Source organism: Litoreibacter arenae DSM 19593 (assembly GCF_000442275.2).
GTDB classification, from domain to species: Bacteria; Pseudomonadota; Alphaproteobacteria; order Rhodobacterales; family Rhodobacteraceae; genus Litoreibacter; species Litoreibacter arenae.
On record NZ_KE557306.1, the window covers coordinates 1,234,622 to 1,261,117 of the forward strand.

Annotated in this window: 28 protein-coding genes and 1 pseudogene; 20 read left to right on the forward strand and 9 right to left on the reverse strand. The window is 64.0% G+C overall.

Translation table 11 applies throughout. The annotated features are described in order from the left end of the window. The first annotated feature begins 45 nt into the window (after window positions 1-45). The 7 genes from alr (at window position 46) to THALAR_RS06135 (ending at window position 6,288) form a co-directional block, all read left to right on the forward strand. On the forward strand, window positions 46-1,065 hold the full coding sequence (gene alr / locus THALAR_RS06105; protein WP_021100626.1) for an alanine racemase: 1,020 nt from the start codon (window positions 46-48) through the stop codon (window positions 1,063-1,065). Window positions 1,066-1,073: 8 nt separating this feature from the next. Further along, window positions 1,074-1,847, forward strand: a complete 774-nt coding sequence (locus THALAR_RS06110) for an MlaE family ABC transporter permease (protein WP_040817819.1) — start codon at window positions 1,074-1,076, stop codon at window positions 1,845-1,847. Continuing rightward, window positions 1,844-2,590 (forward strand): ABC transporter ATP-binding protein, encoded by a 747-nt coding sequence (locus THALAR_RS06115; RefSeq protein ID WP_021100628.1) that lies wholly within the window; start codon window positions 1,844-1,846, stop codon window positions 2,588-2,590. The genes THALAR_RS06110 and THALAR_RS06115 overlap by 4 nt, the downstream gene beginning before the upstream one ends. A gap of 126 nt (window positions 2,591-2,716) precedes the next feature. Continuing rightward, window positions 2,717-3,145: a paraquat-inducible protein A gene (locus tag THALAR_RS06120; protein WP_040817821.1), complete on the forward strand. Its 429-nt coding sequence runs from the start codon at window positions 2,717-2,719 to the stop codon at window positions 3,143-3,145. A 46-nt stretch (window positions 3,146-3,191) separates the two neighbouring features. Further along, entirely contained in the window at window positions 3,192-4,565 is a 1,374-nt protein-coding gene (radA, locus tag THALAR_RS06125) for a DNA repair protein RadA (RefSeq protein WP_021100630.1), read from the forward strand. 13 nt (window positions 4,566-4,578) lie between these two features. Further along, the gene (locus THALAR_RS06130) at window positions 4,579-5,148 is read left to right on the forward strand and encodes a CvpA family protein (RefSeq protein WP_021100631.1); all 570 of its coding nucleotides are present in this window, start codon (window positions 4,579-4,581) and stop codon (window positions 5,146-5,148) included. A gap of 87 nt (window positions 5,149-5,235) precedes the next feature. Beyond that, a complete protein-coding gene (locus THALAR_RS06135; protein WP_021100632.1) occupies window positions 5,236-6,288 on the forward strand; it encodes a fatty acid desaturase in 1,053 nt (350 codons plus the stop codon). A 1-nt stretch (window position 6,289) separates the two neighbouring features. Here THALAR_RS06135 and THALAR_RS06140 read toward each other — a convergent pair whose 3' ends face one another. Then, the gene (locus THALAR_RS06140) at window positions 6,290-6,991 is read right to left on the reverse strand and encodes an SGNH/GDSL hydrolase family protein (protein WP_021100633.1); all 702 of its coding nucleotides are present in this window, start codon (window positions 6,989-6,991) and stop codon (window positions 6,290-6,292) included. Further along, window positions 6,984-7,520, reverse strand: a complete 537-nt coding sequence (locus THALAR_RS06145; RefSeq protein ID WP_021100634.1) for a pseudouridine synthase — start codon at window positions 7,518-7,520, stop codon at window positions 6,984-6,986. The genes THALAR_RS06140 and THALAR_RS06145 overlap by 8 nt, the downstream gene beginning before the upstream one ends. A 116-nt stretch (window positions 7,521-7,636) precedes the next feature. On the opposite strand from THALAR_RS06145, the gene purF reads away from it, so the two are divergent. Both purF and THALAR_RS06155 read left to right on the forward strand, forming a co-directional pair. Next, window positions 7,637-9,127, forward strand: a complete 1,491-nt coding sequence (gene purF / locus THALAR_RS06150) for an amidophosphoribosyltransferase (RefSeq protein WP_021100635.1) — start codon at window positions 7,637-7,639, stop codon at window positions 9,125-9,127. Window positions 9,128-9,273: 146 nt separating this feature from the next. Then, window positions 9,274-9,567 carry a hypothetical protein gene (locus THALAR_RS06155; RefSeq protein WP_021100636.1) on the forward strand — a complete coding sequence of 98 codons (294 nt, stop codon included), beginning with the start codon at window positions 9,274-9,276 and terminating at the stop codon, window positions 9,565-9,567. Window positions 9,568-9,912: 345 nt separating this feature from the next. On the opposite strand, the gene THALAR_RS06160 is transcribed toward THALAR_RS06155, so the two are convergent. Beyond that, entirely contained in the window at window positions 9,913-10,485 is a 573-nt protein-coding gene (locus THALAR_RS06160) for a biotin transporter BioY (RefSeq protein ID WP_021100637.1), read from the reverse strand. A 64-nt stretch (window positions 10,486-10,549) separates the two neighbouring features. Here THALAR_RS06160 and THALAR_RS06165 point away from each other — a divergent pair, with 64 nt between their 5' ends. Both THALAR_RS06165 and THALAR_RS06170 read left to right on the forward strand, forming a co-directional pair. After that, window positions 10,550-11,254 (forward strand): SDR family NAD(P)-dependent oxidoreductase, encoded by a 705-nt coding sequence (locus THALAR_RS06165; protein WP_021100638.1) that lies wholly within the window; start codon window positions 10,550-10,552, stop codon window positions 11,252-11,254. A 41-nt stretch (window positions 11,255-11,295) separates the two neighbouring features. After that, window positions 11,296-12,114 (forward strand): trypsin-like serine peptidase, encoded by an 819-nt coding sequence (locus tag THALAR_RS06170; protein WP_021100639.1) that lies wholly within the window; start codon window positions 11,296-11,298, stop codon window positions 12,112-12,114. A 9-nt stretch (window positions 12,115-12,123) separates the two neighbouring features. Here the strand turns inward: THALAR_RS06170 and THALAR_RS06175 are convergent, their stop codons facing one another. Further along, on the reverse strand, window positions 12,124-12,498 hold the full coding sequence (locus THALAR_RS06175; protein WP_040817301.1) for a GFA family protein: 375 nt from the start codon (window positions 12,496-12,498) through the stop codon (window positions 12,124-12,126). Window positions 12,499-12,671: 173 nt separating this feature from the next. Between THALAR_RS06175 and THALAR_RS06180 the strand changes: the two genes are divergently transcribed. Next, window positions 12,672-13,112: a hypothetical protein gene (locus tag THALAR_RS06180; RefSeq protein ID WP_021100641.1), complete on the forward strand. Its 441-nt coding sequence runs from the start codon at window positions 12,672-12,674 to the stop codon at window positions 13,110-13,112. A gap of 12 nt (window positions 13,113-13,124) precedes the next feature. Next, window positions 13,125-13,415, forward strand: coding sequence for a PAAR domain-containing protein (locus tag THALAR_RS06185; RefSeq protein WP_021100642.1), 291 nt, complete (start codon window positions 13,125-13,127; stop codon window positions 13,413-13,415). Window positions 13,416-13,478: 63 nt separating this feature from the next. Here THALAR_RS06185 and THALAR_RS06190 read toward each other — a convergent pair whose 3' ends face one another. Continuing rightward, window positions 13,479-15,278 carry an ABCB family ABC transporter ATP-binding protein/permease gene (locus THALAR_RS06190; protein WP_407638133.1) on the reverse strand — a complete coding sequence of 600 codons (1,800 nt, stop codon included), beginning with the start codon at window positions 15,276-15,278 and terminating at the stop codon, window positions 13,479-13,481. Between the two features lie 250 nt (window positions 15,279-15,528). On the opposite strand from THALAR_RS06190, the gene THALAR_RS06195 reads away from it, so the two are divergent. Next, window positions 15,529-16,626, forward strand: coding sequence for an HPP family protein (locus tag THALAR_RS06195; RefSeq protein ID WP_021100644.1), 1,098 nt, complete (start codon window positions 15,529-15,531; stop codon window positions 16,624-16,626). Window positions 16,627-16,639: 13 nt separating this feature from the next. Here the strand turns inward: THALAR_RS06195 and THALAR_RS06200 are convergent, their stop codons facing one another. After that, the gene (locus THALAR_RS06200) at window positions 16,640-17,773 is read right to left on the reverse strand and encodes a LysM peptidoglycan-binding domain-containing protein (RefSeq protein ID WP_021100645.1); all 1,134 of its coding nucleotides are present in this window, start codon (window positions 17,771-17,773) and stop codon (window positions 16,640-16,642) included. Window positions 17,774-17,873: 100 nt separating this feature from the next. On the opposite strand from THALAR_RS06200, the gene THALAR_RS06205 reads away from it, so the two are divergent. The 6 genes from THALAR_RS06205 to THALAR_RS06230 all read left to right on the forward strand — a co-directional run bounded on the left by THALAR_RS06205 (window position 17,874) and on the right by THALAR_RS06230 (window position 21,412). Beyond that, on the forward strand, window positions 17,874-18,428 hold the full coding sequence (locus tag THALAR_RS06205; RefSeq protein WP_021100646.1) for an LOG family protein: 555 nt from the start codon (window positions 17,874-17,876) through the stop codon (window positions 18,426-18,428). 129 nt (window positions 18,429-18,557) lie between these two features. Beyond that, complete coding sequence (locus THALAR_RS06210) at window positions 18,558-19,013, forward strand: hypothetical protein (protein ID WP_021100647.1); 456 nt, start codon at window positions 18,558-18,560, stop codon at window positions 19,011-19,013. Further along, on the forward strand, window positions 19,010-19,585 hold the full coding sequence (locus THALAR_RS06215; protein WP_021100648.1) for a hypothetical protein: 576 nt from the start codon (window positions 19,010-19,012) through the stop codon (window positions 19,583-19,585). The genes THALAR_RS06210 and THALAR_RS06215 overlap by 4 nt, the downstream gene beginning before the upstream one ends. Then, window positions 19,582-20,142 (forward strand): SCO family protein, encoded by a 561-nt coding sequence (locus tag THALAR_RS06220; protein ID WP_021100649.1) that lies wholly within the window; start codon window positions 19,582-19,584, stop codon window positions 20,140-20,142. The genes THALAR_RS06215 and THALAR_RS06220 overlap by 4 nt, the downstream gene beginning before the upstream one ends. Next, complete coding sequence (locus THALAR_RS06225; protein ID WP_021100650.1) at window positions 20,142-20,606, forward strand: rhodanese-like domain-containing protein; 465 nt, start codon at window positions 20,142-20,144, stop codon at window positions 20,604-20,606. The genes THALAR_RS06220 and THALAR_RS06225 overlap by 1 nt, the downstream gene beginning before the upstream one ends. After that, a complete protein-coding gene (locus THALAR_RS06230) occupies window positions 20,603-21,412 on the forward strand; it encodes an alpha/beta hydrolase family esterase (protein ID WP_040817305.1) in 810 nt (269 codons plus the stop codon). The genes THALAR_RS06225 and THALAR_RS06230 overlap by 4 nt, the downstream gene beginning before the upstream one ends. A 71-nt stretch (window positions 21,413-21,483) precedes the next feature. On the opposite strand, the pseudogene mdoH reads toward THALAR_RS06230, so the two are convergent. From mdoH to THALAR_RS06245, 3 genes and pseudogenes are all read right to left on the reverse strand, one after another. Beyond that, window positions 21,484-22,869 (reverse strand): annotated as a pseudogene (gene mdoH, locus THALAR_RS06235) (glucans biosynthesis glucosyltransferase MdoH); the annotation flags it as partial. A gap of 731 nt (window positions 22,870-23,600) precedes the next feature. After that, on the reverse strand, window positions 23,601-25,160 hold the full coding sequence (locus tag THALAR_RS06240; protein WP_021100653.1) for a glucan biosynthesis protein: 1,560 nt from the start codon (window positions 25,158-25,160) through the stop codon (window positions 23,601-23,603). Then, window positions 25,157-26,473: an OpgC family protein gene (locus THALAR_RS06245; protein WP_021100654.1), complete on the reverse strand. Its 1,317-nt coding sequence runs from the start codon at window positions 26,471-26,473 to the stop codon at window positions 25,157-25,159. The genes THALAR_RS06240 and THALAR_RS06245 overlap by 4 nt, the downstream gene beginning before the upstream one ends. Window positions 26,474-26,496 lie beyond the last annotated feature (23 nt).

The following is a 26,496-nucleotide window of genomic DNA, read 5'->3' on the forward strand; positions in this document are numbered from 1 at the left end:
GCAAAAGCCCTTGACCTCCCCGCGCCCATGTCTCACCCACGGCATATGGCAACTGGAACGCTCCATATCGACTTGAACGCGCTGGTGGAAAACTGGCGGGCGCTGGACCGCCAGTCCGCGACCGCAACCGGTGCGGTCGTCAAGGCGGACGGCTACGGGCTGGGCGCGGGCCGCGTGGCTCGTGCGCTGGCGGATGCTGGGGTGCGCACGTTCTTCGTTGCTGTTGCGGAGGAAGCCGCCGCCATTCGCGCCAGTCTTGGCCCCGATCCGGTGATCTACGTCTTTTCCGGCCATATGGAGGGCGACGCGCAGGCGCTCTCGGACCTTGGTGCAGTGCCGCTGCTGAACTCGCCCGAACAAGTTGCCCGCCACCGCACCCACCTGCCGGACCACCCGTTCGGGCTGCAAATCGACACCGGCATGAACCGCCTCGGGATCGAGGCCTATGACTGGTCGCCCGAAATGAGCCAGGACGCCGCGCTGGTCATGTCACATCTCGCTTGCGCGGACGAGCCGGGGCATCAGGGCAATCAGGACCAGCTTCGCGCCTTTCTCGACATGACCGCAGGCATCCTCGCCCCGCGCTCGCTGGCGGCGACGGGCGGCATCCTGCTGGGGCCGGAATACCACTTCGACATGACCCGGCCGGGCATCGGCCTCTATGGCGGCCTGCCTTTCAGCGGTGCCAAACAGGTGGCACGACTGGACCTGCCCGTGGTGCAGACGCGCCGCGTCAAGGCGGGGGAGGCCGTGGGCTACGGCCACGCCTTTATCGCCGAGTCGGACCGCGTGATCGCCACAGTCTCGGCAGGCTATGCCGACGGTCTGATCCGCGCGATGTCGGGCAAGGCCAGCCTGTTCGCAGGCGACACCCCCTGCCCGCTGGCGGGCCGCGTGTCGATGGACCTGCTTACCGTGGATGTCACCCATCTGGACGAGGTGCCGGAACATCTGAGCATTCTCGGCCCGCATCAAAGCGTCGACCAGTTGGCCAATGCGGCAAGCACCATCGGCTATGAAATCCTGACCTCGCTGGGTCAGCGCTACAAGCGGTCCTATTCGTGAGCCGCGTGTTGTCGCCCATTGCAGCCCTCGGCGCGTTGACCCTGTCGGCGCTGGCCGCGTTGGGGCGTCTGGCGATCTTCACCGGCCAGACCTTCGCCCACATGATCCGCCCGCCGTTCTACATCAAGGAATTCGGCGCGGCACTGATGAATGTCGGCTACTTCTCCCTGCCCGTCATCGGCCTCACGACCTTGTTTACCGGCGGCGCACTGGCGTTGCAGATCTACGCAGGCGGCGCACGTTTCAGCGCCGAGGCGGTGGTGCCCCAGATCGTCGCCATCGGCATCGTGCGGGAGCTTGGCCCCGTCATGGTCGGCCTGATGATCGCTGCCCGCGTGACCTCCTCCATCGCGGCCGAAATCGCCACCATGAAGGTGACCGAGCAGCTGGACGCGCTGGTCACGCTCTCTACACATCCGATGAAATACCTCACCGTGCCTCGGGTGCTGGCGGGCATCATCGTGGTGCCGATGCTGGTCGCCGTGGGCAACATCATCGGTATCATGGGCGGCTGGGCCGTGGCGGTCGGGACGCTGGATTTCAACTCCGCAACCTATCTGCAGAACACGGCTGATTTCCTTGAGACCTCCGACATCATCTCGTCGCTCGCAAAAGGCGCGGTGAACGGCGGTATCGCAACCCTGATGGGGTGCTACTATGGCATGAATTCCGGGCGCGGGGCGATGGGCGTGGGCCGCGCCACCAAAGGCTCGGTCGAGGCTGCCGCCGTGCTGATCCTTGCCGCCAACTTTGTGCTTACGGGGATATTCTTCTCGTCATGATCCGCTTTGAGAATGTCCATAAAGCCTTCGGCTCCAACCGCGTCCTGCGCGGAGTGAATCTGCATATTCCCAAGGGCGAGAGCATGGTGATCATCGGCGGCTCCGGGACCGGTAAGTCCGTAGCGCTGAAATCGGTGCTTGGGCTGGTGAAGCCCGACAGCGGCACAATTTTTGTCGATGGCAAGGACGCCTCCGAGGGCGACCACGACGCTTTTCTTGCCCGCTTCGGGATGTTGTTCCAAGGCGGCGCGTTGTTCGACAGCCTGCCCGTGTGGCAAAACGTGGCGTTCCGCCTGCTGCGCGGCTCGCTCAAGCGCCCCACCGAGGAGGCCCGCGCCATCGCCGTCGAGAAGCTGCGCCGTGTAGGGCTTAAGGAGGAGGTCGCCGACCGCTACCCCGCCGAGTTGTCGGGGGGGATGCAAAAGCGCGTCGGGCTGGCACGGGCGATTGCCGCCGAGCCCGAGATCATTTTCTTTGACGAACCGACCACCGGCCTTGACCCGATCATGTCCGGCGTCATCAACGAGTTGATCCGCGAAATCGTGGTAGAGATGGGCGCGACCGCCATGACCATCACCCACGACATGTCCTCGGTGCGCGCTATCGCCGACAAGGTGGCGATGCTGCATGACGGGGTGATCCAGTGGACGGGGCCGGTCGCCAAGATGGACGATTCCGGCGATCCTTATGTCGCGCAATTCATCTCCGGCAGTGCGGAAGGTCCAATTGAGGCTGTACGCTGAAGGTCAGGCAGGTCAACGGAGCGCTGCGCGCCTGTGATGCTTTATTGGGGCTCCGCCCCAAACCCCGAGGTATTTTCGGAAAAAAGAAGTCTTGAGGTTTTAGCGGCGTCAGGGTTCAAGGGCGACATGTTTTTGAAGATTGCCAATCTGTCGCTGCTGGTGCTGTTTCCCATAGCCTGGGTTGCCCCTTTGCTGAAAGCGGGGCTACTGCCGTTTTTCGCTTTATCCGAAATCTCGATGCTGACCGGTGTTCAGGCTTTGTGGGAGAAGGACGTGTTTCTGGCGCTCGTGGTGACGTTCTTTGCACTGGTAGCGCCCTTGCTGAAGACTCTCGGACTGGCACTGATCCAGTTCCGCCTCGCCTCGCCGCGCTTGTTGCCCGCGATTAACGTGATGGGAAAACTGGCAATGGCGGACATCTTTCTGATCGCCCTCTATATTGTCTTGGTGAAGGGCGTGGGGCTGGGCCGTGTTGAAACGGGATGGGGATTGTACCTGTTTACCGCCTGCGTGCTGGCCTCTTTGACCATCTCTTTCCTGAGCGCGCGCAAGTGACGCATTACCGCTTGCCTGCCACAGCCGCCTGAGCCACAACCCCGCCATGGCGAAGCAACCGACCCATAAATGCACCGAATGCGGCGCGGCCCATTTCAAATGGGCGGGCCAATGTGATGCTTGCAATGCATGGAACTCCATCGTCGAGGAAGCGCCGCTGAGTTCCGGGCCCGGCAAGAAGTCCCTTGGCGCGATGCGCGGCAAGACGCTGGACCTGTCCGACCTGAACGCCAAGGACGACCCGCCTTCGCGCACGCCCTCGGGTGTGGCGGAGTTGGACCGCGTGCTGGGTGGCGGGCTGGTCGAGGCGTCGGCCATCCTTGTGGGCGGCGACCCCGGCATCGGCAAGTCCACGTTGCTTTTGCAAGCCGCGGCGCGGTTCGCGCGTAACGGGATGCATGTGATCTATGTGTCCGGCGAGGAATCGGCGGAGCAGATCCGGATGCGGGCCGCGCGGCTGAAACTGTCGGAAAGCCCCGTTCGGCTGGCCTCCGAGACCAACCTGCGCGACATCCTGACGACCCTGGACAAGGAACGCCCGAAGCTGGTGATCATCGATTCCATCCAGACCATGTGGTCCGATCAGGTGGACAGTGCCCCCGGCTCGGTGTCTCAGGTGCGTGCTGCCAGCCACGAATTGGTGAGTTTTGCCAAGCGCACCGGCACCGCGATGATCCTTGTGGGTCATGTCACCAAGGAAGGGGCGCTGGCTGGCCCGCGCGTGGTGGAGCACATGGTCGACACCGTGCTCTATTTCGAGGGCGAGCGCGGGCACCAGTTCCGCATCCTGCGCGCGGTCAAAAACCGCTTTGGCCCCGCCGACGAGATCGGCGTGTTCGAGATGACGGGGCGGGGGCTAGCAGAGGTCACCAACCCGTCCGCGCTGTTCCTGAGCGATCGCGACAAGCCCGCGCCCGGCTCCGTGGTGTTTTCGGGCATCGAAGGCTCGCGGCCTGTGCTGACCGAGATTCAGGCGCTGGTTGCCCCCTCGCCCAACCCGCAAGCCCGGCGCACGGTGGTGGGGCTCGACAGCCAGCGTCTGGCAACCATCCTCGCGGTGCTGGAATCGCGCTGCGGGGTGCCGTTTGCGGGGCTGGATGTCTATCTGAACGTCGCGGGCGGAATGCGCGTCAACGAACCCGCCGCCGATCTGGCTGTTGCCGCTGCGCTACTTTCTGCCCGCGAGGACGTGTCATTGCCGCCTGAATCGGTGGTTTTTGGTGAAATCAGCCTCTCAGGTGCGCTAAGGCAGGTCACGCAGGCGGAAAACCGGTTGAAAGAGGCGTCCAAACTGGGCTTTACCTCCGCCATCGGGCCTCAGCAGAAGAAGCTGCCGAAGGTCGACGGCATGACATTACGCACGATGCCCGATCTGGCAACATTCGTGCAGGAGCTATTCGGCACCGATCCGGCGCCCTAGGAGAAGAGACGAGATGGAAGGTTTCACGATTATTGACGGCGTCGCCGCCGGGGTCATCGTCATCTCGGCGATCCTCGCCTATTCGCGGGGGTTGGTGCGCGAGGCGCTGTCTATCGTCGGCTGGGTCGCGGCAGCGATCGTCGCCTATATCTTCGCCCCGCAAGCCGTTCCACTTGCTAAGGAAATTCCCTATCTCAACACCCTGATCGAAGGCTGCGAGCCTGCGACCATCACCGCCTTCGCGCTGGTTTTTGCGGTGGCGCTGGTGATCATGTCGATCTTTACGCCGATCCTGTCGGGGGCGGTGCAGCGCTCGGTGCTGGGCGGGGTGGATCAAGGGCTTGGCTTCCTGTTCGGGGTCGCCCGCGGCGCGTTGCTGGTGATCGTGGCCTTCGTGATCTATGATCGCGTGGTGGCCGATCAGGCGATCCCGATGGTCGACGATTCGCGCACGGCCAAGGTGGTGGCGCAAATGTCGGGCTCGGTGGATGAGGTGATACCGACCGACGCGCCGGGCTGGATCGTGGGCACCTATGAAGACCTGATAAGCCATTGCACCGCGACAGGACAAACTGACGCGTAATGTTCGATTTCTGCAAATAAACTTGCGTTAACCCCCGGTTGCTATATCGCTACGTGGAACCGCCCCAAAAGAGACGGACGTAGCAGTATGTTCCAAGACCCCATCGCGCCGGAAGCGCTCACCCTGCCTGCTGGCGCGCCTGCGAAGGTCTGGATACGGCATCTTGCCAAGTATCGTGACCCCGACCCTGTCCGGTCCGGGTTCGAATTGGCAGTGACGCTTCTGCCGTTTCTGGGCATTTGGGCCGCCGCGTGGGCGATGCTGTCGGTCAGCTACTGGCTGGCCTTGGCTCTAGCGCTGATGAACGGGCTGTTTCTGGTACGCATCTTCTGCATCCAGCACGATTGCGGGCATGGCTCTTTCTTCTCCAATTCGACATTTGGCGATTGGGTCGGGCGCGCCTTGGGCGTGCTGACGATCACGCCCTATGACGTCTGGCGGCGCAGCCACGCGATCCATCACGGCGCGGCGGGCAATCTGGACGCCCGTGGCTTCGGTGACATCGACACACTGACCGTCGCCGAATACGAGGCCCGCAACTGGTTCGGCCGCCTGAAATACCGCGCCTACCGTAACCCGCTGACGCTGTTCTTCATCGGCCCTGCCTTCGTCTTTTTCCTTGAGCAGCGCCTGCCCGTCGGCGCGATGCGCGCCGGGGTGAAATACTGGGTCTCGGCCATGGGCACCAATGTCGGCATCGCCATTGCCCTAGGCCTGATCGTCTGGTTTGGCGGCATCATGCCGCTACTCTTGGTGTTCATCCCGTCGACCATGATGGCCGCAGTGCTGGGCGTCTGGCTGTTCTACGTGCAGCACCAGTTCGAGGAAACGCATTGGGATCACCGCGAGGACTGGCAGGTGCATGAGGCCGCCTTGCACGGCTCCTCCCACTACATCCTGCCGCCGGTTCTGGCGTGGTTTTCGGCCAATATCGGCATCCACCATGTCCACCACCTGTATTCCCGCATCCCGTTCTACCGCCTGCCCGAGGTGCTCAAAGATCACGAGCAGCTGGCCGAGGCAAATCGCCTGACGATCCGAGAAAGCCTGAAAACCGTCGGACTGCAACTCTGGGACGAGAAAAGCCGCAGACTTCTATCCTTCCGCGAGGCGCGTCGCGCACGGCTGGCGGCCAAGTAGGCTACAGATAGGGGCGCATTTCCTCTAGCACCGCCTCTGCCCACATCCTGTAGACTTGCGGTCCGGGATGAAACCCGTCCTCCGACATCTGCTCAGGCGTCAGGCTTTCTGCCGCCTTGACGTGGTGGCAACCCTCCATATCCTCCAGCATCGCGATCAAGGCGCGGTCCCAGCGACGCCCCTGTTCGGCCAGCACCCAGCGAAGCGGATCAGGCAGCAAAGGAAAAGAGCCGATAGGCGGCATTCCAGACACGAACACATGGGCGCAGCCGAAATCCTCGCGCAGCCGGTCGCACATTTCCCGCTGGTGGCCCAGCCACCGGCGCAGCGTCGCGCCTTTGGTGACGTCGTTGACCCCAAGCGCGGTCACCGCCATGTCGAACGGGCCGGTTTCTTCCGCCGTCAGCCTTTGCAGCGTCTGCGCGGTGGTCGCGCCACTGACCGCGTTCAGCCGCCAATCCACCCGCCGCGTCTGCGCCAGCGCGGACACCAACCTGCCGGAGATCGCGTCCGCCTGCGTGCCAACGCCCACGCCCGCAGCCGAACTGTCACCGATGATGAGCAGCCGTAGCAACGCTCCCTCCCCCGTGACACCTTCACGCGGGCCTTCCGGCTCCGGCAGCAGCCGCGCGGATTTGCGCGCCCGCCACCCCTGTGCGGCCAGAACCGGCAGCAGCGCCAGCTTCACCGCAGCGTCACGCATCGCGCCATGCCCCCGTGTCGATCCCGTCAAGCGTCCAGTCGCCCACCGCCACGCGGATCAGGCGCAGGCAGGGATGCCCCACGGCGGCGCACATGCGCCGCACCTGCCGGTTGCGTCCTTCGGTGATGGTCAGGCGCAGCCAGCGGTCGGGCACGGTCTGGCGCACCCGCACCGGCGGATCGCGCGGCCAGAGCCAGTCCGGCTCGGCCACCAGTTCGGCCTTGGCAGGCCGTGTTTTCCCGTCCTTCAGCACCGCCCCGTCGCGCAATGCGGCCAGTGCCGCACCGTCCGGCACACCTTCGACTTGCGCGAGATAAGTCTTGGCCACCTTGAACTTCGGATGCGCAATCCGCGCCTGCAACTTGCCGTCATCGGTCAGCACCAACAGCCCCTCGCTGTCGCGGTCAAGCCGCCCGGCGGCGTAAACACCCGGCACGTCGATGTAATCCGACAACGTGGCGCGGGCCTGCCCGTCGGTGAATTGCGACAGGACCCCGTGCGGCTTGTTGAAGAGAATGACGCGTGACATATCGAAATCTTGGCACGGGTCACATCTGCTCGCAACGGGGCAAAGCGCCCGTGACTTCCCTTGGCAAACCCCTTATCCCTGTCGCGACCCACACCCGCGGATTCGGAGCTGCCCCCATGACGCAAGCGGACCTTGATCAAAGTCCAGAGCCCTGGCTCGCCAACCCGTTCGACGACGACAAACTCAAGGAAGAATGCGGCGTCTTCGGCGTGATCGGCACCGCCGAGGCGTCAAGCTTCGTGGCCCTTGGCCTGCATGCGTTGCAGCATCGCGGTCAGGAAGCGGGCGGCATCGTGTCCTACGACCCCGAGGCAGGGTTCCAGCAGGCCCGCCGTTTCGGCTATGTGCGCGACAACTTCACCTCCCATAAGGTGATGGAAACCCTGCCCGGTGCGCTTGCCATCGGCCATGTGCGCTACTCGACCGCCGGCTCCAAGGGCCAGACCGCCATCCGCGACGTCCAGCCCTTCTATGGCGATTTCTCTCTGGGCGGCGCGGCGATTGCCCATAACGGCAACATCACCAATGCCGTGGCGTTGCGCCGCGAACTGGTCGAGCGTGGCTCGATCTTCCAGTCCTCCAGCGATTCGGAATGTATCATTCACCTGATGGCCCGCTCCATGGGCCGCACGATCCCCGACCGCATGGAAGAGGCGCTGCGCAAGGTCGAAGGCGCGTTTTCCGTGGTCGCCATGACCCGCACCAAGCTGATCGGTCTGCGCGACCCGCTGGGCGTGCGCCCGCTGGTGCTGGGCAAGATCGGCGACGGCTGGGCGCTGTCTTCCGAGACCTGCGCACTCGACATCATCGGCGCGGAATTCGTCCGCGAAATCGAGCCGGGCGAGATGGTCGTCATCACCAAGGACGGCGTCGCCAGCCACTTCCCGTTCCGCCCCGCCAAGTCGCGGTTCTGCATTTTCGAGCATGTGTACTTCTCCCGCCCCGACAGCATCCTCGGTGGCCGCTCCGTCTACGAGACCCGCGAGAATATCGGCCGCGAGCTGGCGAAAGAAGCGCCTGTCGATGCCGACCTCGTTTGCCCCGTGCCCGACAGCGGCACCCCTGCGGCCATCGGCTACTCGCTGGAAAGCGGCATCCCCTACGCCATGGGCATCATCCGCAACCAGTATATGGGCCGGACCTTCATCGAGCCGACAGAGCAGATCCGCAACATGGGCGTGCGCCTCAAGCTCAACGTCAATCGCGCGCTGATCAAGGGCAAGCGGGTAATCCTCGTCGACGATTCCGTGGTGCGCGGCACCACGTCCCGCAAGATCAAGGAAATGATCCTCGACGCGGGCGCGGCGGAGGTCCATTTCCGCATCGCCTCGCCGCCCACCGCATGGCCCTGCTTCTACGGCGTCGACACCCCGCAGCGCGAAAAGCTGCTGGCCGCAACCATGTCCGAGGAGGAAATGCGCGAGCATCTGGGCGTGGACAGCCTCAAGTTCATCTCGCTCGACGGCCTCTACCGCGCCGTAGGGCAGGCCCAAGGCCGGGACAATAGCAGCCCGCAATATTGCGACGCCTGCTTCTCGGGCGAATATCCGATCGCGCCCAGCGACCAGATCAGTGACGGATTTCAGCTCAAGGCTGCCGCAGAGTAAAGCTCCAGACCGCTATTTGATTGATCGAGCCAGCATTGCTGCGCTGCGGCAATTTCCCGCCGACACTGTTTGAGTCCGCTTTCCATCCGCCGCACCGCCCTCTATCTGCCAGTCGCTAGACGCGTTCAGCGACAAGGACAGAAACCGTGACCGAGACAACCGAAACCCCTATCGAGGCGCTGAAAGCCGCGACGGAAGAAAACACCCTACCCATGGCGTCGCTGGCGCTTCTTGGCACCATCGAGACGCCCGGCACGATCCGCGCGTTGCTCCGTCACAGCTCCAGCAAGGTCGAGATCGTGGAAGCAGGCGATGTGGTTGGCGGTCGCAAGATCGTGGCCATCGAGACGGGCGCGGTGATTTTCAATCGCAACGGGACCGCCCAACGTTTGGAAATGCCGGAACAACGCGCACAAAACCAGCGGCCCGACGCGGCTTGAGGGCGGTGCAACGCACGCATGCCTAACGCGGCCTTAACGCCTCTGGCCTAAACCCCACCTCGGATCCAACACGCCGCTTGGCCTTCAAAACCCGGGCGGCACCAGAAACCAACGTGACCGCGGTATCGGCACTCCAACCGATACCATCGCGCCTCACCGGTGAACCATAGCGGGCCTTACACCCCCGTGAAGATGCGCCCCTGTCTTTCGGGGCGTCGCGCAGCCACGGACCTTGTTTCAAGGCGGCCGCCTTTTTCACAGCACCGAGACCAACGAAAAACGCCGCCCCCGGTATCACGGGAGCGGCGCCAAACTCGTAGGGCGGGGTTCACCCCGCCACGCGGCTTACTTCGCGAAGAACTTCATCCCGCCAGCCACAGCCAAAGCCGCCAGCACCGCTTTCACCGCATCGCCCAGCAGGAACGGCGTGGCGAAGGCACCCAGCACCTTGTCGAAGCTCAAGCCAGCCCAGCCAGCTTCAACGCCAGTGGCCTGCGCCACGCCCAGCGGCCATGCAAGCCCCGGCAGGTAGATCAGCGCGGCGGCCACGAATGCTGCGACCAGCATCGCAACCATCCCGCGACCTGCGGCCAGACCGGCGACATAAGCCATCGCGACGAAGCCCAGCAGGAAGCCTGCGGTCGGACCCATCATGTAAGGCAGGCCAGCGCCCATATTCGCGAAAACCGGCAGGCCGGCAGCCCCTTCGGCCAGATAGGCCAGCACGGTAACCGCACCAAGGCGCGCCCCGAAGGACAGGCCGACGATCAGGATCGCCAGCGTTTGCAGGGTCATCGGCACGGGGAAGAACGGCACGCTCACCTGCGCGGCCAGCGCGATGAAGAGCGATCCGCCCAGCACCAGCAGTGTTTTCTTGGTGAATGTGTCTGCCCCGAAAGCGGCTTGCGTCAAAGTCATGGCTGTTCCTCCAGCGTTATACGTTGCAATCTTTTTCGGCAGCGCAGCATCGAAAGTCAAGCGAATGGGCTTGATCCGCGCCTCTGCCAGTGAGAAAGACGCCACTATGACAGAACAATCCTCCAAAATCGCGCTGGTCACCGGCGCGTCGCGCGGCCTCGGGTCTGCAATGGCCGAAGCACTGGCGGAACGTGGCTACCATATCATCGCGCTGGCCCGCACCGTGGGCGGGCTGGAAGAGCTCGACGACCGCATCACCGCCAAGGGGGGCAGCGCCACATTGGTGCCAGTCGACATCAACGATGACGACGCCATGGCGCAAATCTGCCACTCGATCCATTCCCGCTGGGGTCATGTGGACCTGCTGGTCCACGCCGCCATCCACGCCCCGCCCCTCGCGCCGATGGAGCATGTGGATGCCAAGGATCTCGACAAGACGCTGGCGACGAACATCCGCGCCACCGCGCGGCTGATCCTGAACGTGACGCCGTTGCTGAAAGCCGCCCCCAAGGGTCAAGCGGTGCTGTTCGACGATCCCGAAAAAGACGACAAGTTCCACGGCGCCTACGGCATGAGCAAGACCGCGCAGATGAACATGGGCGCGATCTGGCGCGACGAGACGACCAAGACCGGCGTCACCGTCCACGTGCTGACCCCTGCCCCGATGCCCACCGCCACCCGTGCGCGTTTCTACCCCGGCGAGGATCGCTCCAAGCTTGCCGACTGCCACACCGAGGCTGCGCGACTGCTGGATCAATTGCCGCTTTGAGGCCCTAATCCTGCCAGATTGGGCGCGTATCCCTCGCGTCCATGAAACGAGTATTGCTGTCCCTGTTGTTGATCTGCGCCTCCGCGCAGGCCCCGCTTCTCGCCAAGGATGCCTCCCCGCATCAGGCGCTAGATACCCCGTCCGAGGTACGCCCGTGGCAGGCCGTTGGTCGGCTCGATCTGGGCCGTTCGGGCTTTTGCACCGGCGCGATGATTTCCAAACGGCTGGTGCTGACAGCGGCGCATTGCGTCTACGACAAACGCTCCGGAAAGCTGCGCGACGCGACCGAGATCACCTTCCGCGCGGGCTACCGCAAAGGCCGCTCCGCCGCGATCCGCACCGGCAAACGCTTCGCCGTGCATCCCGAATATGTCTATGGCGGCGGCAAAAGCTCCTATTCCGAAATCGCGAGGGACGTCGCCGTGATCGAGCTGGACCGCCCGATCAACGACGCCGCCATCCAGCCCTTCCGCACGCACCGCAAACCCGCCAGAAACGACCGCGTCATGGTGGTGTCCTACGCGCGCGGCCGCTCCGACGCGCCGTCACTGGAGGACGGCTGCCAGATGACCCACGCGGCGGCGGATGTGCTGCATTACACCTGCGATATCGACTTCGGCTCGTCCGGCGCGCCCGTCTTCGTGATGACCCATCAGGGCCCGCAAATCGCGTCCGTTATGTCGTCCGGCGGCAAACGCGGCTCCCGCGACGTGGCGCTTGGTGTGCCCATGGGGCCAGCGGTGGACCGGCTGGTGCGCGAGTTGCAGACCTCGGGCGCAAGGTCCAAGTTCATCAGAGTCCAGGGGGCGGGTCGCGGTGCCAGAGTCGTCACCACAAGGCTTCCGCAGATCACGAATTAGCACGTAACCTTAATCTTTCCGATCCCGCTCGTAAGACCGCTCCAGCGGAAACGGCGGCAACCATGCCTCGCGGCGAATCGTCCAGCCCTCATAGCTTGGCGCAAGCTGGTCCGGCGCATCAAGCGCACCCAGATGCACCTCGATCTCATCGTCCGTATGGGCAAAGACAGAAGAGCCGCATCTGGGGCAGAAACACCGCCCCTCATAACTAGCGGTTGCCCCCTTGATAACTACCGCATCCGCAGCAAAGATCGCAGCTGCGTAAAACAGCGCCCCATGATGCCTGCGGCAGTCCATGCAGTGGCAAATCCCAACCCGCAACGGGCGGCCTGACGCCACAACCCGAACGTCGCCGCACAGACACCCGCCAGTGAATTGGTTCATCTCCCGCCTCCTTGACTATCCGTATCAATCCGAGCGCACCCGAACCCCTTACCGCCAAACCGGGTAGCACAAGCGATGGGTCCGCCCAAAACAATTCCGCCAGCGTCCCTTACCATTTCCCTTTATACTCTACCCGTTTTCTGCTCTTATGCTTTTATTGTAGGAGACGCATTATGACCGATTTGAGCACCAAAACCCCGCTCGACATCAGCTATGACCAGACCGAGGGACGCCTTGTCATTACGACACCCGGCGGGCTGGTCGTGCATATCGAGGATCCGAGGGAGGCCAAGACCCCCTCCAAAACACCCGATGTGGTGATCACCCCGGACGAGGACAGCCTGCGCATCAACGCCCGCCAGTCCCTGTCGGTGAACTCGATGGGCCATCTGAACCTGTCCGGCCAAGACGGCGTGACCATCAACAGCGGCGGCGACGTGACTGTGGTGGCCGACCGCAACGTGACCACGGCGGCGGGCGAGACGCTGAGCCTGAACGCGGCTGACATAAAGGCGGATGCCACCAAGACGTTCACCGGAACCAGCGGCGAGGAATCGACCCTGATCTCCGACGGCGAGACCATTGTGCGCGGCGCGATGATCCGCATCAACTAGGGGGAATTCGATATGCCACCCGCAGCCCGTCTTGGCGACAACCATGTCTGCCCCATGGTCGATCCCGGCCCCAAACCGCATGTCGGCGGCCCCATTTCCGGCCCCGGTGCCCCCAACGTGTTGATCGGCGGCGCACCAGCCGCAACGGTCGGTGATATGTGCGTCTGCGTCGGACCGCCCGACACGATCACGCAAGGCTCCAGCAAGGTGATGATCAACAACAAACCCGCCGCCCGCATGGGCGACGGCACCGCCCATGGCGGCAAGATCGTCGTGGGCTTTCCGACGGTGATGATCGACTGATTTCTCTGAGGTGCGGCAAATCCTCATCCGAGGATTTGTCCGCAGAGTTTCGTCGAAACTCGGCTACGCCGCCTCTGCGTCCTCGGCCTGCTGGCGATACCAAAGCGACGCATAACGCCCGTCGCGGGTTAGCAAGTCGTCATGGGTGCCCTGCTCCACCACCACGCCGTTTTCCAGCACGACGATCATATCCGCATCCGCAATCGTCGACAGCCGGTGCGCGATGGTCAGTGTGGTGCGGCCCTGCGCCATCTCTTGCAGCGACTTCTGGATGTCGGCCTCGGTCTCGGTATCGAGCGCCGATGTCGCCTCGTCCAGCAGCAGGATCGGCGGGTTTTTCAGCAAGGTGCGCGCGATGCCGACGCGCTGCTTCTCGCCGCCCGACAGCTTCAGACCCCGCTCCCCCACCGCCGTGTCATAGCCCTCGGGCAGGTCCATGATGAAATCATGGATCTTCGCCGCTTTCGCCGCGCCTTCAATCTCGGCGCGGGTCGCGTCAGCCTTGCCATAGGCGATGTTGTAGAGGATCGTGTCGTTGAACAGCACCGTGTCCTGCGGCACCACCCCGATGGCGTCATGCAGGCTTTCCTGCGTGACGTCACGAACGTCCTGCCCGTCAATCGACAGGCTGCCGCCGTTCACATCATAGAACCGGAACAACAGCCGCCCGATGGTCGACTTGCCAGAGCCCGACGGCCCGACGATAGCCACAGTCTGCCCCGCCTGCACCTCCAGCGAGACGCCCTTGAGGATCGGTCGCGCGGCGTCATAGCCGAAATGCACGTCGTCCAGCCGCACAGCGCCGTCGGTTACCTGCAACGGCTTGGCGTCGGGCTTGTCGTTCACCTCGGCGGGTTGCTCCAGCAGGTTGAACATCTCCGCCATATCGACCAGCGCCTGGCGGATTTCGCGGTAAACCGTGCCAAGGAAGTTCAGCGGCATGGTGATCTGGATCATGTAAGCGTTGACCAGCACAAAATCCCCCACCGTGAGGGAGCCGTCCTGCACGCCCAACGCCGCCAGCACCATGACCGTCACCAGCCCGGCGGTAATCAGAACCGCCTGCCCGAAATTCAGGAAGGCCAGCGAATAGGAGGTCTTGAGCGCCGCGGCCACGTAGCCTTCCATCGCGCCGTCATAGCGGGCCGCCTCGCGCTTCTCCGCGCCGAAATACTTGACGGTTTCGAAGTTCAGCAGGCTGTCGATGGCCTTCTGGTTGGCGTCGGTGTCCTGATCGTTCATCTGCTTGCGGATCTTTACCCGCCATTCGGTGACCGCGAATGTGAACCACGTGTAAAGCGCAATCGTGGCAAAAACGACGACCAAGTACCAGATATTGAACACAAAAGCCAAAATCACGGCGATCATCAGCAATTCCAGAATCAGCGGCCCGATGGAGAACAAGAGGAAGCGCAGCAGGAACTCGACGCCCTTCACCCCGCGCTCCACGATGCGGCTCAGGCCGCCTGTCTTGCGGGTGATGTGGTAGCGCATGGACAGGCGGTGGATGTGCGTGAAGGTCTCCAGCGCCAGCATGCGCAACGCCCGCTGCCCCACCAGCGCGAACACCACGTCGCGCAATTGCTGGAAGCCGATATTCATCACGCGAGCGCCGCCGTAAGCCACGGTCAGCCCCACCGCCCCCAAGGCCAGCATCCACCCCGCGTCGCTGGCGTCGCCCGACAGCGCATCCACCGCGCCCTTGTAGAGCACCGGCGTGCCCACCGCGACCAGCTTGGAGATAATCAGAAACGCCAGCGCAAACACCACGCGCCGCTTCACCCAGGCCTCGCCGTCAGGCCACAGGTAGGGAATAACCTTGCGCACGACGTTAAAGCCGTCCTTGCGCAGATCCTGCTGCATACGGGCGTCGGAAACTTCGGTGACCATGGCGAGAGGGCTTTCTTGACTATTGACCGCTCAACTTAGGCCCCATGCGTGCGAAGGACCAGAGGGGCGGGGAAAGAAAGGTGAACGGGATTTGTTCAGCGGCCTGCCAAGTCGGCGCAATATAGGCCTGAACCTCAACAAGTTGTTGTGCGCTGTAAGGGTTTCTTTAACTGCGGCATCACCGTAGACACGGCACATCTTTTCAATGGCATTGCGATACCCCATGAAAACCACGTCCAAATTCCTGCGCTCGATCGGCCCTGCCATTCCCGTGGCCTCACCGGTAGAGGCCCTGCGCGCGGGATTGGGGGCGCTGATCGGCCTTGGCGTGGCCGGGCTTTTCGTGCTCTCTCCCTCCGTCGATCTGAAACTTGGGCTCTATCTGATCGCGCCATTCGGGGCGAGCGCCGTCCTGCTCTTTGCGGTTCCCAACAGCCCGCTGGCGCAACCATGGTCCGCTGTCGTCGGCAACATGATCGCAGCGGTCATCGGCGTCGCCGTCTGCCTGAGCGTCCCTGACCCCGCACCGCGAATTGCGCTGGCTGTTGCCCTCACCATAGCCGCGATGGTGCTATGCCGCGCGGTGCACCCTCCGGCGGGGGCTGTCGCGATGACCGCCGCAATGAACCCCGACGCCGTGGCTGAAATGGGCTTCCGCTTCGCGCTGGCCCCTGTTGCAGCGGGCACCGTCTTGCTCGTGGTGATCGCAATCATCTACGCCAGACTGACCGGTCGCCACTACCCGTTTCGGCAGTTTGACGACGACAACACCCACGGAACCAGCGACCCGTCCCCGTTCGAGCGCCTGGGCCTGTCCGAGGAAGAGCTGACCGGCATTCTGGACAGATACCGCCAGACCCTGAACCTTGGGGTGGAGGATCTGGCGCGATTGATCGGCGCCGCCGAAATGCAGGCCGCAACGCACCAGACCGGGCCGCTTGTCGCCGCCGACATCATGTCGCGCGACCTCGTCACTGTCGGCCCGAAAGTTGACGTCTCCGAAATAGCGGACTTGTTTCTGGCTCACAGGTTCACCTCACTACCGGTGGTCGACACAGACGATAAATTCTTGGGGATCATCTTCCAGATGCACCTGATCTCGAACGCGCATAACCGCGACGCGACCGCGCAGGCACACGACATTATGGATAGAAGCGGACCCAGGGCAACGCCCGAGACGTCAATCGCCACCTTGCTGTTTTTGATGTCCGAGGGTGAAGTCGACGCAGTCCCTGTGCTCGAGCAGGATCGCATTACAGGGATCGTAACGCGAACGGATATGATCGCAGCCCTTGCCCGCACGGCATTGAGGAACGGCTGACGATCCCGCGTTGCTACCCGTCCGGCAGCGCGAACACCTGTCCCGGATAGATCAGGTCGGGATCGCGGATCAGGTCGCGGTTGGCCTCGTAGACGCGCACATATTGCTCCCCCGCGCCGAACCGGTCACGCGCGATCGCCCAAAGCGTGAAGCCCGGCTGCACCGTCACCGCCGTCGCGGTTCTGGGGTTGGCTAGGGCGATCTCGGGCGCCTCGCGCTGGAAAGGCGTCTCGACGCGGCTGGTCACTTTGCCATCGGCGTCCACCTCGTCGATGCGCAGTCGGTAGACGCCTGCATCCACATCCGGCAAAGGCGCGTCCCACGCCCCGTTCTCGGCAATGCGCGTCGTCTTCACCGGCTTGCCGTCCAGATAGACCCGCACGAACCCGTTCGACGCCCCGCGTCCTGCCAAAGCGACCTCGCCCTCGGCGTCATAGGTGATCGTGTCGATCACCACATTCGCGGTGACGGGAGCGTTGTCGCGCGTTGTCGGGGCTTCGGGCTGCGGCGCGGGCTGCAACAACGTCACGCCCGCGTCGTCGGCCAGAACCACCGCGGGGGCGTCCACCTCCGGCTGCTCCGTCTCGGCCACAGCGGGCACCTCGTCGGCTGCGGCGGGCGTTTCTGCCGCTCGCGTGGGTGAAATCAGCACCGTGCCTTCCGACAGCACGCTGGTCCCGTCAGGCTGCTCAGACACCATCGACAACGCGCGCGGCGCGTCGGAGGACGGGAAGTCCAGCACCAGCCCGAATTTGCCCGACGCATCGGCTGTGGCCTGCGCCAGTTCCTCGCCGTCGAGCATCAAGGTCACCGACTGGCCCGGTGCCGCCCGCCCGGCCACCACCCCGCCGCCATCGGGTCGCACCTGCACCACGTCAAAGGCGGGGGCTTCGATGCTGGCGGATGGGGCAGCGTTGTCCGTATCCGGCGCGGGCGGAGTTTCCGGCTGCGCCACCTGTTCCGGCGCGGTATCTACCGCTGCCACCTCTCGCGGTGCGGCCGCTGGCCCGCCTTGAGCGACCGGCTCAGGTGCCTCCGCATCGCGGGTCTGGGTGACCAGAACCACACCGCCCACGATCAGCAACACGACGACGACGGCCACACCTGCGGCGGGTCCGCTCAAGCCAAATCTCGACCAGATGGCCATGTGTGTCTTCCTTCTCCCCGGCCCCTTCCAAAAAGGCGTTGTCGCAGCCTAGCAGCCCCCATAGAACATGGCAAAGCCACTTATCCCCAGCGGAGCGCCCATGCCCTATACCAAATCCGTCTGCGTCTATTGCGGCTCCCGCTTCGGCGCAGACCCCGCTTTCAAACAAGCCGCCACTGATCTGGGCCGCGCGCTGGCGGAACACGAATGGCGGCTGGTCTATGGCGCGGGCGATGTCGGGCTGATGGGCACGGTCGCGGCGGCCACGCAGGCGGCGGGGGGCGAGACCTTCGGCGTCATCCCGACCCACCTGTTCGAGCGTGAGATCGGCAAACGCGACCTCAACGCCTTCATCGTCACCGAAACCATGCACGAGCGCAAAAAGGTTATGTATATGAACTCCGACGCCATCGTCGTGCTGCCGGGCGGCGCGGGCTCGCTCGATGAATTCTTCGAGGTGCTGACATGGCGCCAGCTTGGCCTGCATAGCAAACCGATCTACCTGCTCAACACCAACGGTTTCTGGGACCCGCTCATGGCGCTGACAAACCACGTGGTAGATCAGGGCTTCGCCGAAGCGACACTACTGGATTTCGTCACCACCGTCGACACCGTCCCCGCCCTGACCCACCAGTTGGAAGACGCGCTCGGCTAACCCCATCACTGCTTCATAAATACCTCAAAGAGCAACGCCCGCCCCCGCTCGCACCGGTTTGACCAAGACGTGATCCCCTCCAAGCGCCCGTTCTTGCTAGGTTGGGTCAAGAATCACGGGAGGATATTCATGAGACAGACAGTTCAGGCAGCCACGCTGCTTGCCGCGGCCCTTGCTGCACCGGCAAGTGCCGCCGAGGGCGAGCGCATCCAGATCACCGGCGAGATCATCGACACATGGTGCTACTTCTCCGGCGTCATGGGCGGGCCGGACGCTGTGGTCGGCTCAGCGCATCACACCTGCGCGCTGTGGTGCTCGGCGGGTGGTATCCCCGTTGGGCTGTTGGGCGAGGATGGCGAGGTCTACATGGTCCTCAAGATCGAAGGCGACGACGAGAACGCGTCGGGGGACACCAACCTCAACCTTGCCAGCCACGAGATCACCGCCGACGGGATGCTCTACAAGCGCGACGGGCTGAACTATCTGGTGGTGGAGCAGGTCGTCACCGATCATGGCATCACCAATCTCAACCACGAGGATTACGGCGTCGTGCCGGGCTTCGCCATTCCGGAGCCGAAGCCATGAGAGTTCTCACCACATCCCTCGCCCTCGCGCTGCTTGCCAGCCCTGCCATGGCCGCCGACTTCTCGGAAGGCTCGACCGCCAAAAGCTGGAACCTCTACGCCGAAGCCCCCGCCTTTTTCGAGGCGAAAGTCGTTGACATCACTTGCGAGATCACCGGCGATTGCACCGACAATTGCGGCGGTGGCAGCCGCCAGATCGGACTGCTGCGCGCGGCTGACGGGGTACTGGTGTTCCCCAACAAGAACGCCCAAAGCGGCTTCCAAGGGGCCGCCGTGGACCTGCTGCCCTTCTGCGGCAAAACGGTGGAGGTGGACGGGTTGCTGATCAAGGATGAGGATATTCAAGGCGCTGCCAACATCTATCAGGTGCAGAAAATCCGCGAGACCGGCGCGCAGGAGTGGACCAAGGCCAATACATGGACCAAGGCATGGGAGGCCAAACATCCCGAAGCCGCAGGCAAGGGACCGTGGTTCCGCCGCGACCCGCGCGTCAACGCACATATCGCTCAGACCGGCCATTTCGGTCTGGGGCTTGAGAAAGACGCGGAGCTGATAAAGGAGCTGTTCGAGTGATCCGGACCGCCATTGCCCTGCTGGCGCTCGGCACTCCGGTGCTGGCGGACGCGCCGCCCCTGCCCTTTGATCTGGGCGGGGCCTACACGCTGACCGACCAGTCCGGCGCGACCCGCACGCAGGCCGACCCCGACGGGCATCCGCAACTGCTGTTCTTCGGCTACGCCAATTGCCGCGAGGTCTGCTCCGCCGCGTTGCCGCTGATGGCGCAGGTCGTGGATGCGGCGGCGGTTGAAGGGGTCGAGGTCACGCCGGTGATGATCACTGTCGATCCCGCCCGCGACACACTCGCCACGCTTGGCCCCGCACTGGCGCAGCATCACGAGGATTTCGTCGGGCTGACCGGCACGGAGGCCCAGTTGCAGGTGGCCTATGACGCCTACGAGATCGAGACCGAAGAGGTGTTCTTCGACCCCGAATACGGCCCCGTCTATGCCCATGGCAGCTTTCTCTATCTGCTGGATGCCCAAGGGGAGCTGCTGACCCTTCTGCCACCTGTGCTGTCGCCGGATGCCGCGGCGCAAATCGTGGCGAAATATACCGGGCCTCAAAGCTGATGACGGCGGTCTCGCGGCGCGTCTTTGTCGCGGGTGGCGCGGCGGTGCTGGCGGGCGGCGCGATCTACGCCGCAGGCGGGCGCAACCTGTTCTACAGCGCGTTGACGGAAGAAAAGAAGGCGGCGCAGATCGACGCGCCGACGGCCCATCGGCAGGCTGTCGCGGGGGAAATCCTGCTGGTCGATATTCGCCGCCCTGACGAGTGGTCGCGCACCGGCGCGGGCGAAGGCGCGATGCGGCTCGACATGCGGCGCGAGGATTTCGTGGAGGCGCTGCGAGCGCTGACGGGGGGTGAGACGGCTGTGCCCGTAGCATTGATCTGCGCGCGCGGGGTCCGCTCAGCGAGGTTGAGCAACCGGCTGGCGAAAGCAGGGTTCACCAATATCATCGACGTGCCGGAAGGCATGCAAGGCTCCGCCGCCGGTCCCGGCTGGCTGAAGCGCGGCCTGCCGGTGGTGCGATGAAGTGGCTCGCCGCCATAATGGCCCTGTTGGCCGGCCCTGCGCTGGCCTGTGGCGCGGCGGACGATCCGTGCAAGCTGCCGCTGGGCAGCTACCACATAGAGACGCCGGATGTCGCGCATGGTTCGGTCCCTGCCGTAGTGTTCCTGCACGGTGCAGGCGGCAAAGGGACCGGTATCCTGCGCATGGGCGGGCCAATTCTGGAGCGCGGCTACGCGGTGATCGGACCGAACGGGCTGGAGCGCCCGAACTCCCGCTTCGGCTCCGGCTGGTCGTTTCACCCCGACCGCCCCGCGCAGCGTGACGAACTGGCCTTCATCCGCGCGGTGATCGACGACGCAGTGGCCAATCACGGCATCGACCGCGACCGTATCCTGCTGGCGGGGTTCTCCATCGGCGGGTCGATGACGTCTTATCTGGCCTGCGACGCGCCCGATCTGGCCCGCGCCTATGCGCCAGTCGCGGGCAGCTTCTGGCGGCCCCATCCGGCGATGGAGGCGTGCAAGGGGCCGGTGCGGCTGCTGCACACCCATGGCTGGCGCGACACCACAGTGCCGCTGGAGGGACGCCCGCTGGGCGGCGGGCGGATCTATCAGGGTGATGTGTTTCAGGCCATGCAGATCTGGCGCGAGGCCAATGGGTGTGAGGGCATGCGGGCGGAGCGGTTCGAGACATCCGGCGATTTCTGGCGGCGGAGTTGGGAGAGCTGTGATGCGGGGGCTTTGGAGTTTGTTCTGCATCCCGGCGCGCACGGAATTCCGAAGGGCTGGGCCGATCTTGCGCTTGACTGGTTCGAAGCGCTTGAGTGAGAGGGGCCCTCCGGGGGAGGTATTTTTGGAAAAAAGAAATCAGGGCGCGGCGCGTTAACCTTAACGACGGGTTACTCGGCAGGGAGCCTGTCTGTGGCTTCCAGCATTGTGCGCAGGCGGGAGCGTTCGCGCTTGGCGCTTTGGATGATCTGCGGCGCGTTGAAGACCTCTGCCGTGCCAAGCTGGCGCGCGGTCCATTTGAACCGCGTCAGCTTCGCGCCGCTGAGCATCGACAGCGGCACTGCGAGGGCCAGCGACACGGCGATGGGCAAGAGCCAGAGGGTGATGATCCCCTCGACCATACCGGCAACCAGTAGCGTGCCGGTCACGGTCTCGACCGCGTGGAATTTCAGCACGGTCGCAAACCCGTAGCGCCCGCCTTGGCGGGCCTGCGGGGTCCAGCTTTCCTTGTAGCCGATCCATGTGCGGGCCACGGCGATGGTTTGCTGCACCATCAGGATCGGGGCGTAGAGCACCGAGACGATGATCTCGGTGAGGAAGGACAGCGCGAACTGCGCTGCCCCGCCCACGTCTTTCATTGACGGGCCGGACCGCAAGAGCGCGGCGGCACCGAGGAATTTGGGCGCAAGCAGCATGCCATACATGAACACCAGAATGGCGAGGTTGCTGACATGGCTCATTTCCGGCCACGCCACCTGCGGGTTCTCGCCGGTGAAGTAGCGGATGACGTTGGCCTCCTCGCCCTTGCCGATCAGCGCCCAGACGGTCAGCAGCGCGAACCATGCGGGGCTGAGCAGGTAGCCCATCGCGCCGTGGAACAGGTGGAAGCGGGTAACGGGGTGGAAGCCCTTCGAGCCCAGGATGTTGAGGTGTTGCAGGTTGCCCTGACACCAGCGGCGGTCGCGCAGCACGTAGTCAATGAGGGTCGCGGGGACCTCTTCATAGCTGCCCTTGATTTGCGGCAGGAAGCGCACGCCCCAGCCTGCGCGGCGCAAGAGCCCTGCCTCGACGAAGTCGTGGCTGAGGATCAGCGCGCCCTTGGAGCGGAACGTGTCGAGCCTTGGCAGACCTGCACAAGCGGCGAAGGCGGCGGTGCGGATGATGGCGTTGTGGCCCCAATAGTTGCCCTCGTGATCCGCCCAGCGGGCCAGCCCTTCGGCCAGCGCCGCGCCGTAGATCGTGCTGGAGAACTGCTGCACGCGGCCAAACAGGGTTTCCGCCCCGAAGAGTTGCGGGAAGCTCTGGATCAGGCCGGCAGACGGGTCGCGGGCCATCTCGTCGGTCAGCGAAATGATCGCCTGCCCCGACATCAGGCTGTCGGCGTCGAGCACCAGCATGGCGTCATAGCCGCCACCCCAGTGCTGCACCCAATCGGCGAGGTTGCCGACCTTGCGGTCGGTGTTGTCGACGCGGCGGCGATAATAGAGCGGGATGTGGTCGGGCAGGTTGGCGCGCAGCATGGCGTAGGCGCGTAGCTCCTGCNCGGCAGACGGGTCGCGGGCCATCTCGTCGGTCAGCGAAATGATCGCCTGCCCCGACATCAGGCTGTCGGCGTCGAGCACCAGCATGGCGTCATAGCCGCCACCCCAGTGCTGCACCCAATCGGCGAGGTTGCCGACCTTGCGGTCGGTGTTGTCGACGCGGCGGCGATAATAGAGCGGGATGTGGTCGGGCAGGTTGGCGCGCAGCATGGCGTAGGCGCGTAGCTCCTGCTCGGCGATAGCCTCGTCGCGGGTGTCGGAGAGGATAAACAGGGTATAGCTGTGGGGGTGCTGCGTGCGGTCCAGCTCTTCGAGCATGGCGCAGGCATTGCCGAACACGTCCCACGGCACCTCGTTATAGGCGGGCACGAGCAGCGCCACGTTTTGCGGGGGCATCGGCGTGTCCTGCGTCGCGCGGCGGGGGCGCATCATGTTGACCAGCCCGACGGTGACGGTGGAGACCGACAGGGAAATCCAGAAGAAAGTGCAGGCGATCAAGGCGATCAGGATGCCTTCGAACACCGACAGACCTCCCACGGAAAACCAGTCGGTGAAGGCGGCGATCAGCCCAACCGTGGTCAAGGTGGCCGGCAGAAACGTCGCCCAACGCCAAAGCCGGGTGGTGGGATTGTTGGGCAATTCCGGCGCCGCGCCGTCGCGGTAATCGGACGACAGGTCCTGCACCGGAAACGCCAAAGGCCGTTCCGGCGGCATCATCGGCGCGCGGGTGATCGGGCCATATGCGGTCATGCGGTCCACCTGTAAAGCCAGACTTCGGTCAGCGATTTTCCGTCTTTCACCAGTTGCACCCTAAGCTCTGCCGTGACCTCTTCGCCCGGCTCGAACTTGAACGCGAGGCGGACGCCGCCGGTTCCCTCGTTGCGCTGCAATACCCCGTCGGAGACCGTGCCACGATTGGTGCTGATGAAGCGGGTGATGTCGTCGAGATCGGCTTCCTTGGTGCCGAATGCCTCGTGATCGGCGAAGTCCACGGCGATGATCGTGTAGGGTTTTTCCTTGTCGTAGCCTTTGCCGATGCGGGTGTTGAGCACATGGGACACGGGCCGCGTGTCCTCCGGCTCGCCGCCCCATGCCATGTCGTAGGCGAAGCTGTGCGGCTGACCGGCGGCCAGCGGCGTGCGGGGTCGCCAATAGGCCACGATATTGTCGTAGATCTCCTTGTCGGACGGGATTTCCACCAAGGTGACGGCACCCTGCCCCCAGTCGCCTTGCGGCGTGATCCAGAGCGAGGGCCGGTTGTGGTAGAGCGCCTCCAGATCGGCGAAATCCTCGGACTGGCGGGCGCGTTGCATCAGGCCGAAGCCGCGCGGGTTTTCGTCGACGAAGTTGGAAACCTGAAGCGTGGACGGGTTGGCCAGCGGACGCCAGAGCATCTCGCCCGCGCCATTCCAGACCAGCAGGCCTTCGCTGTCATGAACCGCCTCGCGGAAGTCGTCGAAGCGGGCGCGGTTGGTCTGGTCGAACAGGAACATCGACGTGAGCGGCGCAAGGCCCACATGGGGAAGCTCCACACGCGGGTAGAGCGTCGCTTCGACCGCGACGCGGACCGGCAAGCCCGGCGTGATGCGGAAGCTGTAGACGCCGGTGGTCGACGGGCTGTCGAGCAGAGCGTGCACGGTGATCGTGGTGGCGTCCTCGGACGGCGCTTCGACCCAGAAACGGGTAAACTCGGGGAACTCCTCGCCTGCTGCCTCGCCGGTGTTCAGCGCCAGACCGCGTGCGGACAGGCCATAGGTCTGGCCGGTGCCGATGGCGCGGAAATAGCTGGCGCCCTGGAACACCATGAACTCCTCGAACTTGCCGGGTTTGCGCAGCTCGTGGCGCAGGCGCAGGCCGGAATAGCCCAGCGTGCTGTCCATCGGGTCTTCGGCCATGGCGGCGTCGACCAGCTCTTTCGGGAACTGCTCGTAGCGTTTGAACAGCGACACATCGAAGGCCAGCGTGCGGGCGGTGTCGCCCTCGACGATGTTGATCTCCACCGGGCGCGGAAAATAGAGGCCGGGCGGGAAGAAATCCATCTGGAAGGCGCGGTCGGTGTCGGACCAGAGCGCCTTTTTGGTGTTGAATACCAGCGCCTTGTATTGGTCATAGGTCAGGTTTTTCCACGCGTCCGGCACCTCTGGCATGGGCGCGTAATCCGCACCGGCAAGACGCTGCGCCTCGGACTTCAGCCAGTCGAGTGAAAACGGCGTGGCGTCGCCCTTGAACATCGGCAGAGCGCTGGCGGGGCCAGCCATGGCGGCGGCCCCCAGCATGGTGAGGAAAGCGCGACGGGACAGGCTCATGCGACGGCCCCTTTCGCGGGTTTCCACGGGGTGCCTTTGATCCACGCGACGAAATAAGCGACCAAGACCAACGCGCCGACGCCGACGAGATTGACAAGAACCACGGTGCCGGTTTCACGCCCGATCTGGTCCATGACGAAGCCGGAAATGCGGGCGAACACCATGGAAAATACAAAGACTGCAAGGCTTTGCTGGCCGATCTTCATGATGATCTTGACGAACTTGCCCCATGCATCCGACAGCGCGGTGCCGCCGCGTGCGATCAGGCGGTGACCGCCCTCGCCTGCGACAACCCATGCGAGATAGGCCAGCGACAGGAATTGCACATAGCGCAGGATCGCGAAGGAGGATTTGTCGATAAACGGCTTGTTGGCCACGCGCCAGTCGACCACGGGGTTGCCGTCGAACGCGCCAAACCAGCCCTCGCTGACCGCCCGCACCCCGACATTGGACAGCGGAATGTTGGCAATGACGATTACCGCCGCCAGCGCGATCAGCCATGTTTTGACCGGCGGGGCGGGAATCCAGCCGCGCATGAAGGCAAAGCCGGTGAAGAAGCAAAGCTGCCAGCCGAACGGGTTGAAAAACCAGTGACGGTCCGACCACGGCTCTGCGGGCAGGCTCAGCCACAGATGCTCGGCCCCCAGCCATGTCAGCAGGCCTTCCTGCGCGAACAGCCAGACAGTGATGCTAACGGCGGCGGTCAGCCACAGGCTGACGCGGGAGAGCGCCATGACGAAGGGCATCATCACCAGTATCGCCATATACATCGGCAGGATGTCGAAATAGTTCGGCACATAGGTCAGGGTGAAAATGCCGATCAGGTTATCGGCGCTGGTGGTGACGATGCCGGTTTCCTTGCCGGTGCGGCCCTCGAAAATCGGCGGAAGGTTCAGAGAATTGATGTAGTTGGTCTCGAAAATGCCGAAGCTGTCCCACCATGCGACCATCATGGCGATGGTGAAGAACATGCAGATATGCGCCCAGTAGACCTGCCAGACACGGTAGCCCACGCGCACCGCCCCCATGAGCCAGCCCGCGCGGTCGAAGGTGCGGCCAAAGGCGATGGCGGAGGCCATGCCGGAGCAGAATACGAAGATCTCGGTCGCATCGGAAAACCCCCAGCGGGCGGGAATCCAGCTGGTGAAGAAGTTGCCGGGGGTGTGGGCGAACAGGATGATGATCATGGCGATTCCACGGTAGAAATCGAGCCGTGGATCGCGCGTCGTCACGCCGGACGTGCCGGTGGCGGACGCGCTGACGGCATATGCGTCAGCGGCGGGTGACAGATGAGAACTGGAGACCATGGTCATGTTATTGCGGTTCTTTTCGTCGA

Bases quoted from the DNA above. Each gene is read 5' to 3' on its own strand.
- alr (WP_021100626.1), top strand. From the start codon at position 46: ATGGCAACTGGAACGCTCCATATCGACTTGAACGCGCTGGTGGAAAAC.
- THALAR_RS06115 (WP_021100628.1), top strand. From the start codon at position 1,844: ATGATCCGCTTTGAGAATGTCCATAAAGCCTTCGGCTCCAACCGCGTC.
- THALAR_RS06120 (WP_040817821.1), top strand. From the start codon at position 2,717: ATGTTTTTGAAGATTGCCAATCTGTCGCTGCTGGTGCTGTTTCCCATA.
- radA (WP_021100630.1), top strand. From the start codon at position 3,192: ATGGCGAAGCAACCGACCCATAAATGCACCGAATGCGGCGCGGCCCAT.
- THALAR_RS06130 (WP_021100631.1), top strand. From the start codon at position 4,579: ATGGAAGGTTTCACGATTATTGACGGCGTCGCCGCCGGGGTCATCGTC.
- THALAR_RS06135 (WP_021100632.1), top strand. From the start codon at position 5,236: ATGTTCCAAGACCCCATCGCGCCGGAAGCGCTCACCCTGCCTGCTGGC.
- THALAR_RS06140 (WP_021100633.1), bottom strand. From the start codon at position 6,991: ATGCGTGACGCTGCGGTGAAGCTGGCGCTGCTGCCGGTTCTGGCCGCA.
- THALAR_RS06145 (WP_021100634.1), bottom strand. From the start codon at position 7,520: ATGTCACGCGTCATTCTCTTCAACAAGCCGCACGGGGTCCTGTCGCAA.
- purF (WP_021100635.1), top strand. From the start codon at position 7,637: ATGACGCAAGCGGACCTTGATCAAAGTCCAGAGCCCTGGCTCGCCAAC.
- THALAR_RS06160 (WP_021100637.1), bottom strand. From the start codon at position 10,485: ATGACTTTGACGCAAGCCGCTTTCGGGGCAGACACATTCACCAAGAAA.
- THALAR_RS06165 (WP_021100638.1), top strand. From the start codon at position 10,550: ATGGGCTTGATCCGCGCCTCTGCCAGTGAGAAAGACGCCACTATGACA.
- THALAR_RS06170 (WP_021100639.1), top strand. From the start codon at position 11,296: ATGAAACGAGTATTGCTGTCCCTGTTGTTGATCTGCGCCTCCGCGCAG.
- THALAR_RS06175 (WP_040817301.1), bottom strand. From the start codon at position 12,498: ATGAACCAATTCACTGGCGGGTGTCTGTGCGGCGACGTTCGGGTTGTG.
- THALAR_RS06180 (WP_021100641.1), top strand. From the start codon at position 12,672: ATGACCGATTTGAGCACCAAAACCCCGCTCGACATCAGCTATGACCAG.
- THALAR_RS06185 (WP_021100642.1), top strand. From the start codon at position 13,125: ATGCCACCCGCAGCCCGTCTTGGCGACAACCATGTCTGCCCCATGGTC.
- THALAR_RS06190 (WP_407638133.1), bottom strand. From the start codon at position 15,278: ATGCAGCAGGATCTGCGCAAGGACGGCTTTAACGTCGTGCGCAAGGTT.
- THALAR_RS06195 (WP_021100644.1), top strand. From the start codon at position 15,529: ATGAAAACCACGTCCAAATTCCTGCGCTCGATCGGCCCTGCCATTCCC.
- THALAR_RS06200 (WP_021100645.1), bottom strand. From the start codon at position 17,773: ATGGCCATCTGGTCGAGATTTGGCTTGAGCGGACCCGCCGCAGGTGTG.
- THALAR_RS06205 (WP_021100646.1), top strand. From the start codon at position 17,874: ATGCCCTATACCAAATCCGTCTGCGTCTATTGCGGCTCCCGCTTCGGC.
- THALAR_RS06210 (WP_021100647.1), top strand. From the start codon at position 18,558: ATGAGACAGACAGTTCAGGCAGCCACGCTGCTTGCCGCGGCCCTTGCT.
- THALAR_RS06215 (WP_021100648.1), top strand. From the start codon at position 19,010: ATGAGAGTTCTCACCACATCCCTCGCCCTCGCGCTGCTTGCCAGCCCT.
- THALAR_RS06225 (WP_021100650.1), top strand. From the start codon at position 20,142: ATGACGGCGGTCTCGCGGCGCGTCTTTGTCGCGGGTGGCGCGGCGGTG.
- THALAR_RS06230 (WP_040817305.1), top strand. From the start codon at position 20,603: ATGAAGTGGCTCGCCGCCATAATGGCCCTGTTGGCCGGCCCTGCGCTG.
- THALAR_RS06240 (WP_021100653.1), bottom strand. From the start codon at position 25,160: ATGAGCCTGTCCCGTCGCGCTTTCCTCACCATGCTGGGGGCCGCCGCC.
- THALAR_RS06245 (WP_021100654.1), bottom strand. From the start codon at position 26,473: ATGACCATGGTCTCCAGTTCTCATCTGTCACCCGCCGCTGACGCATAT.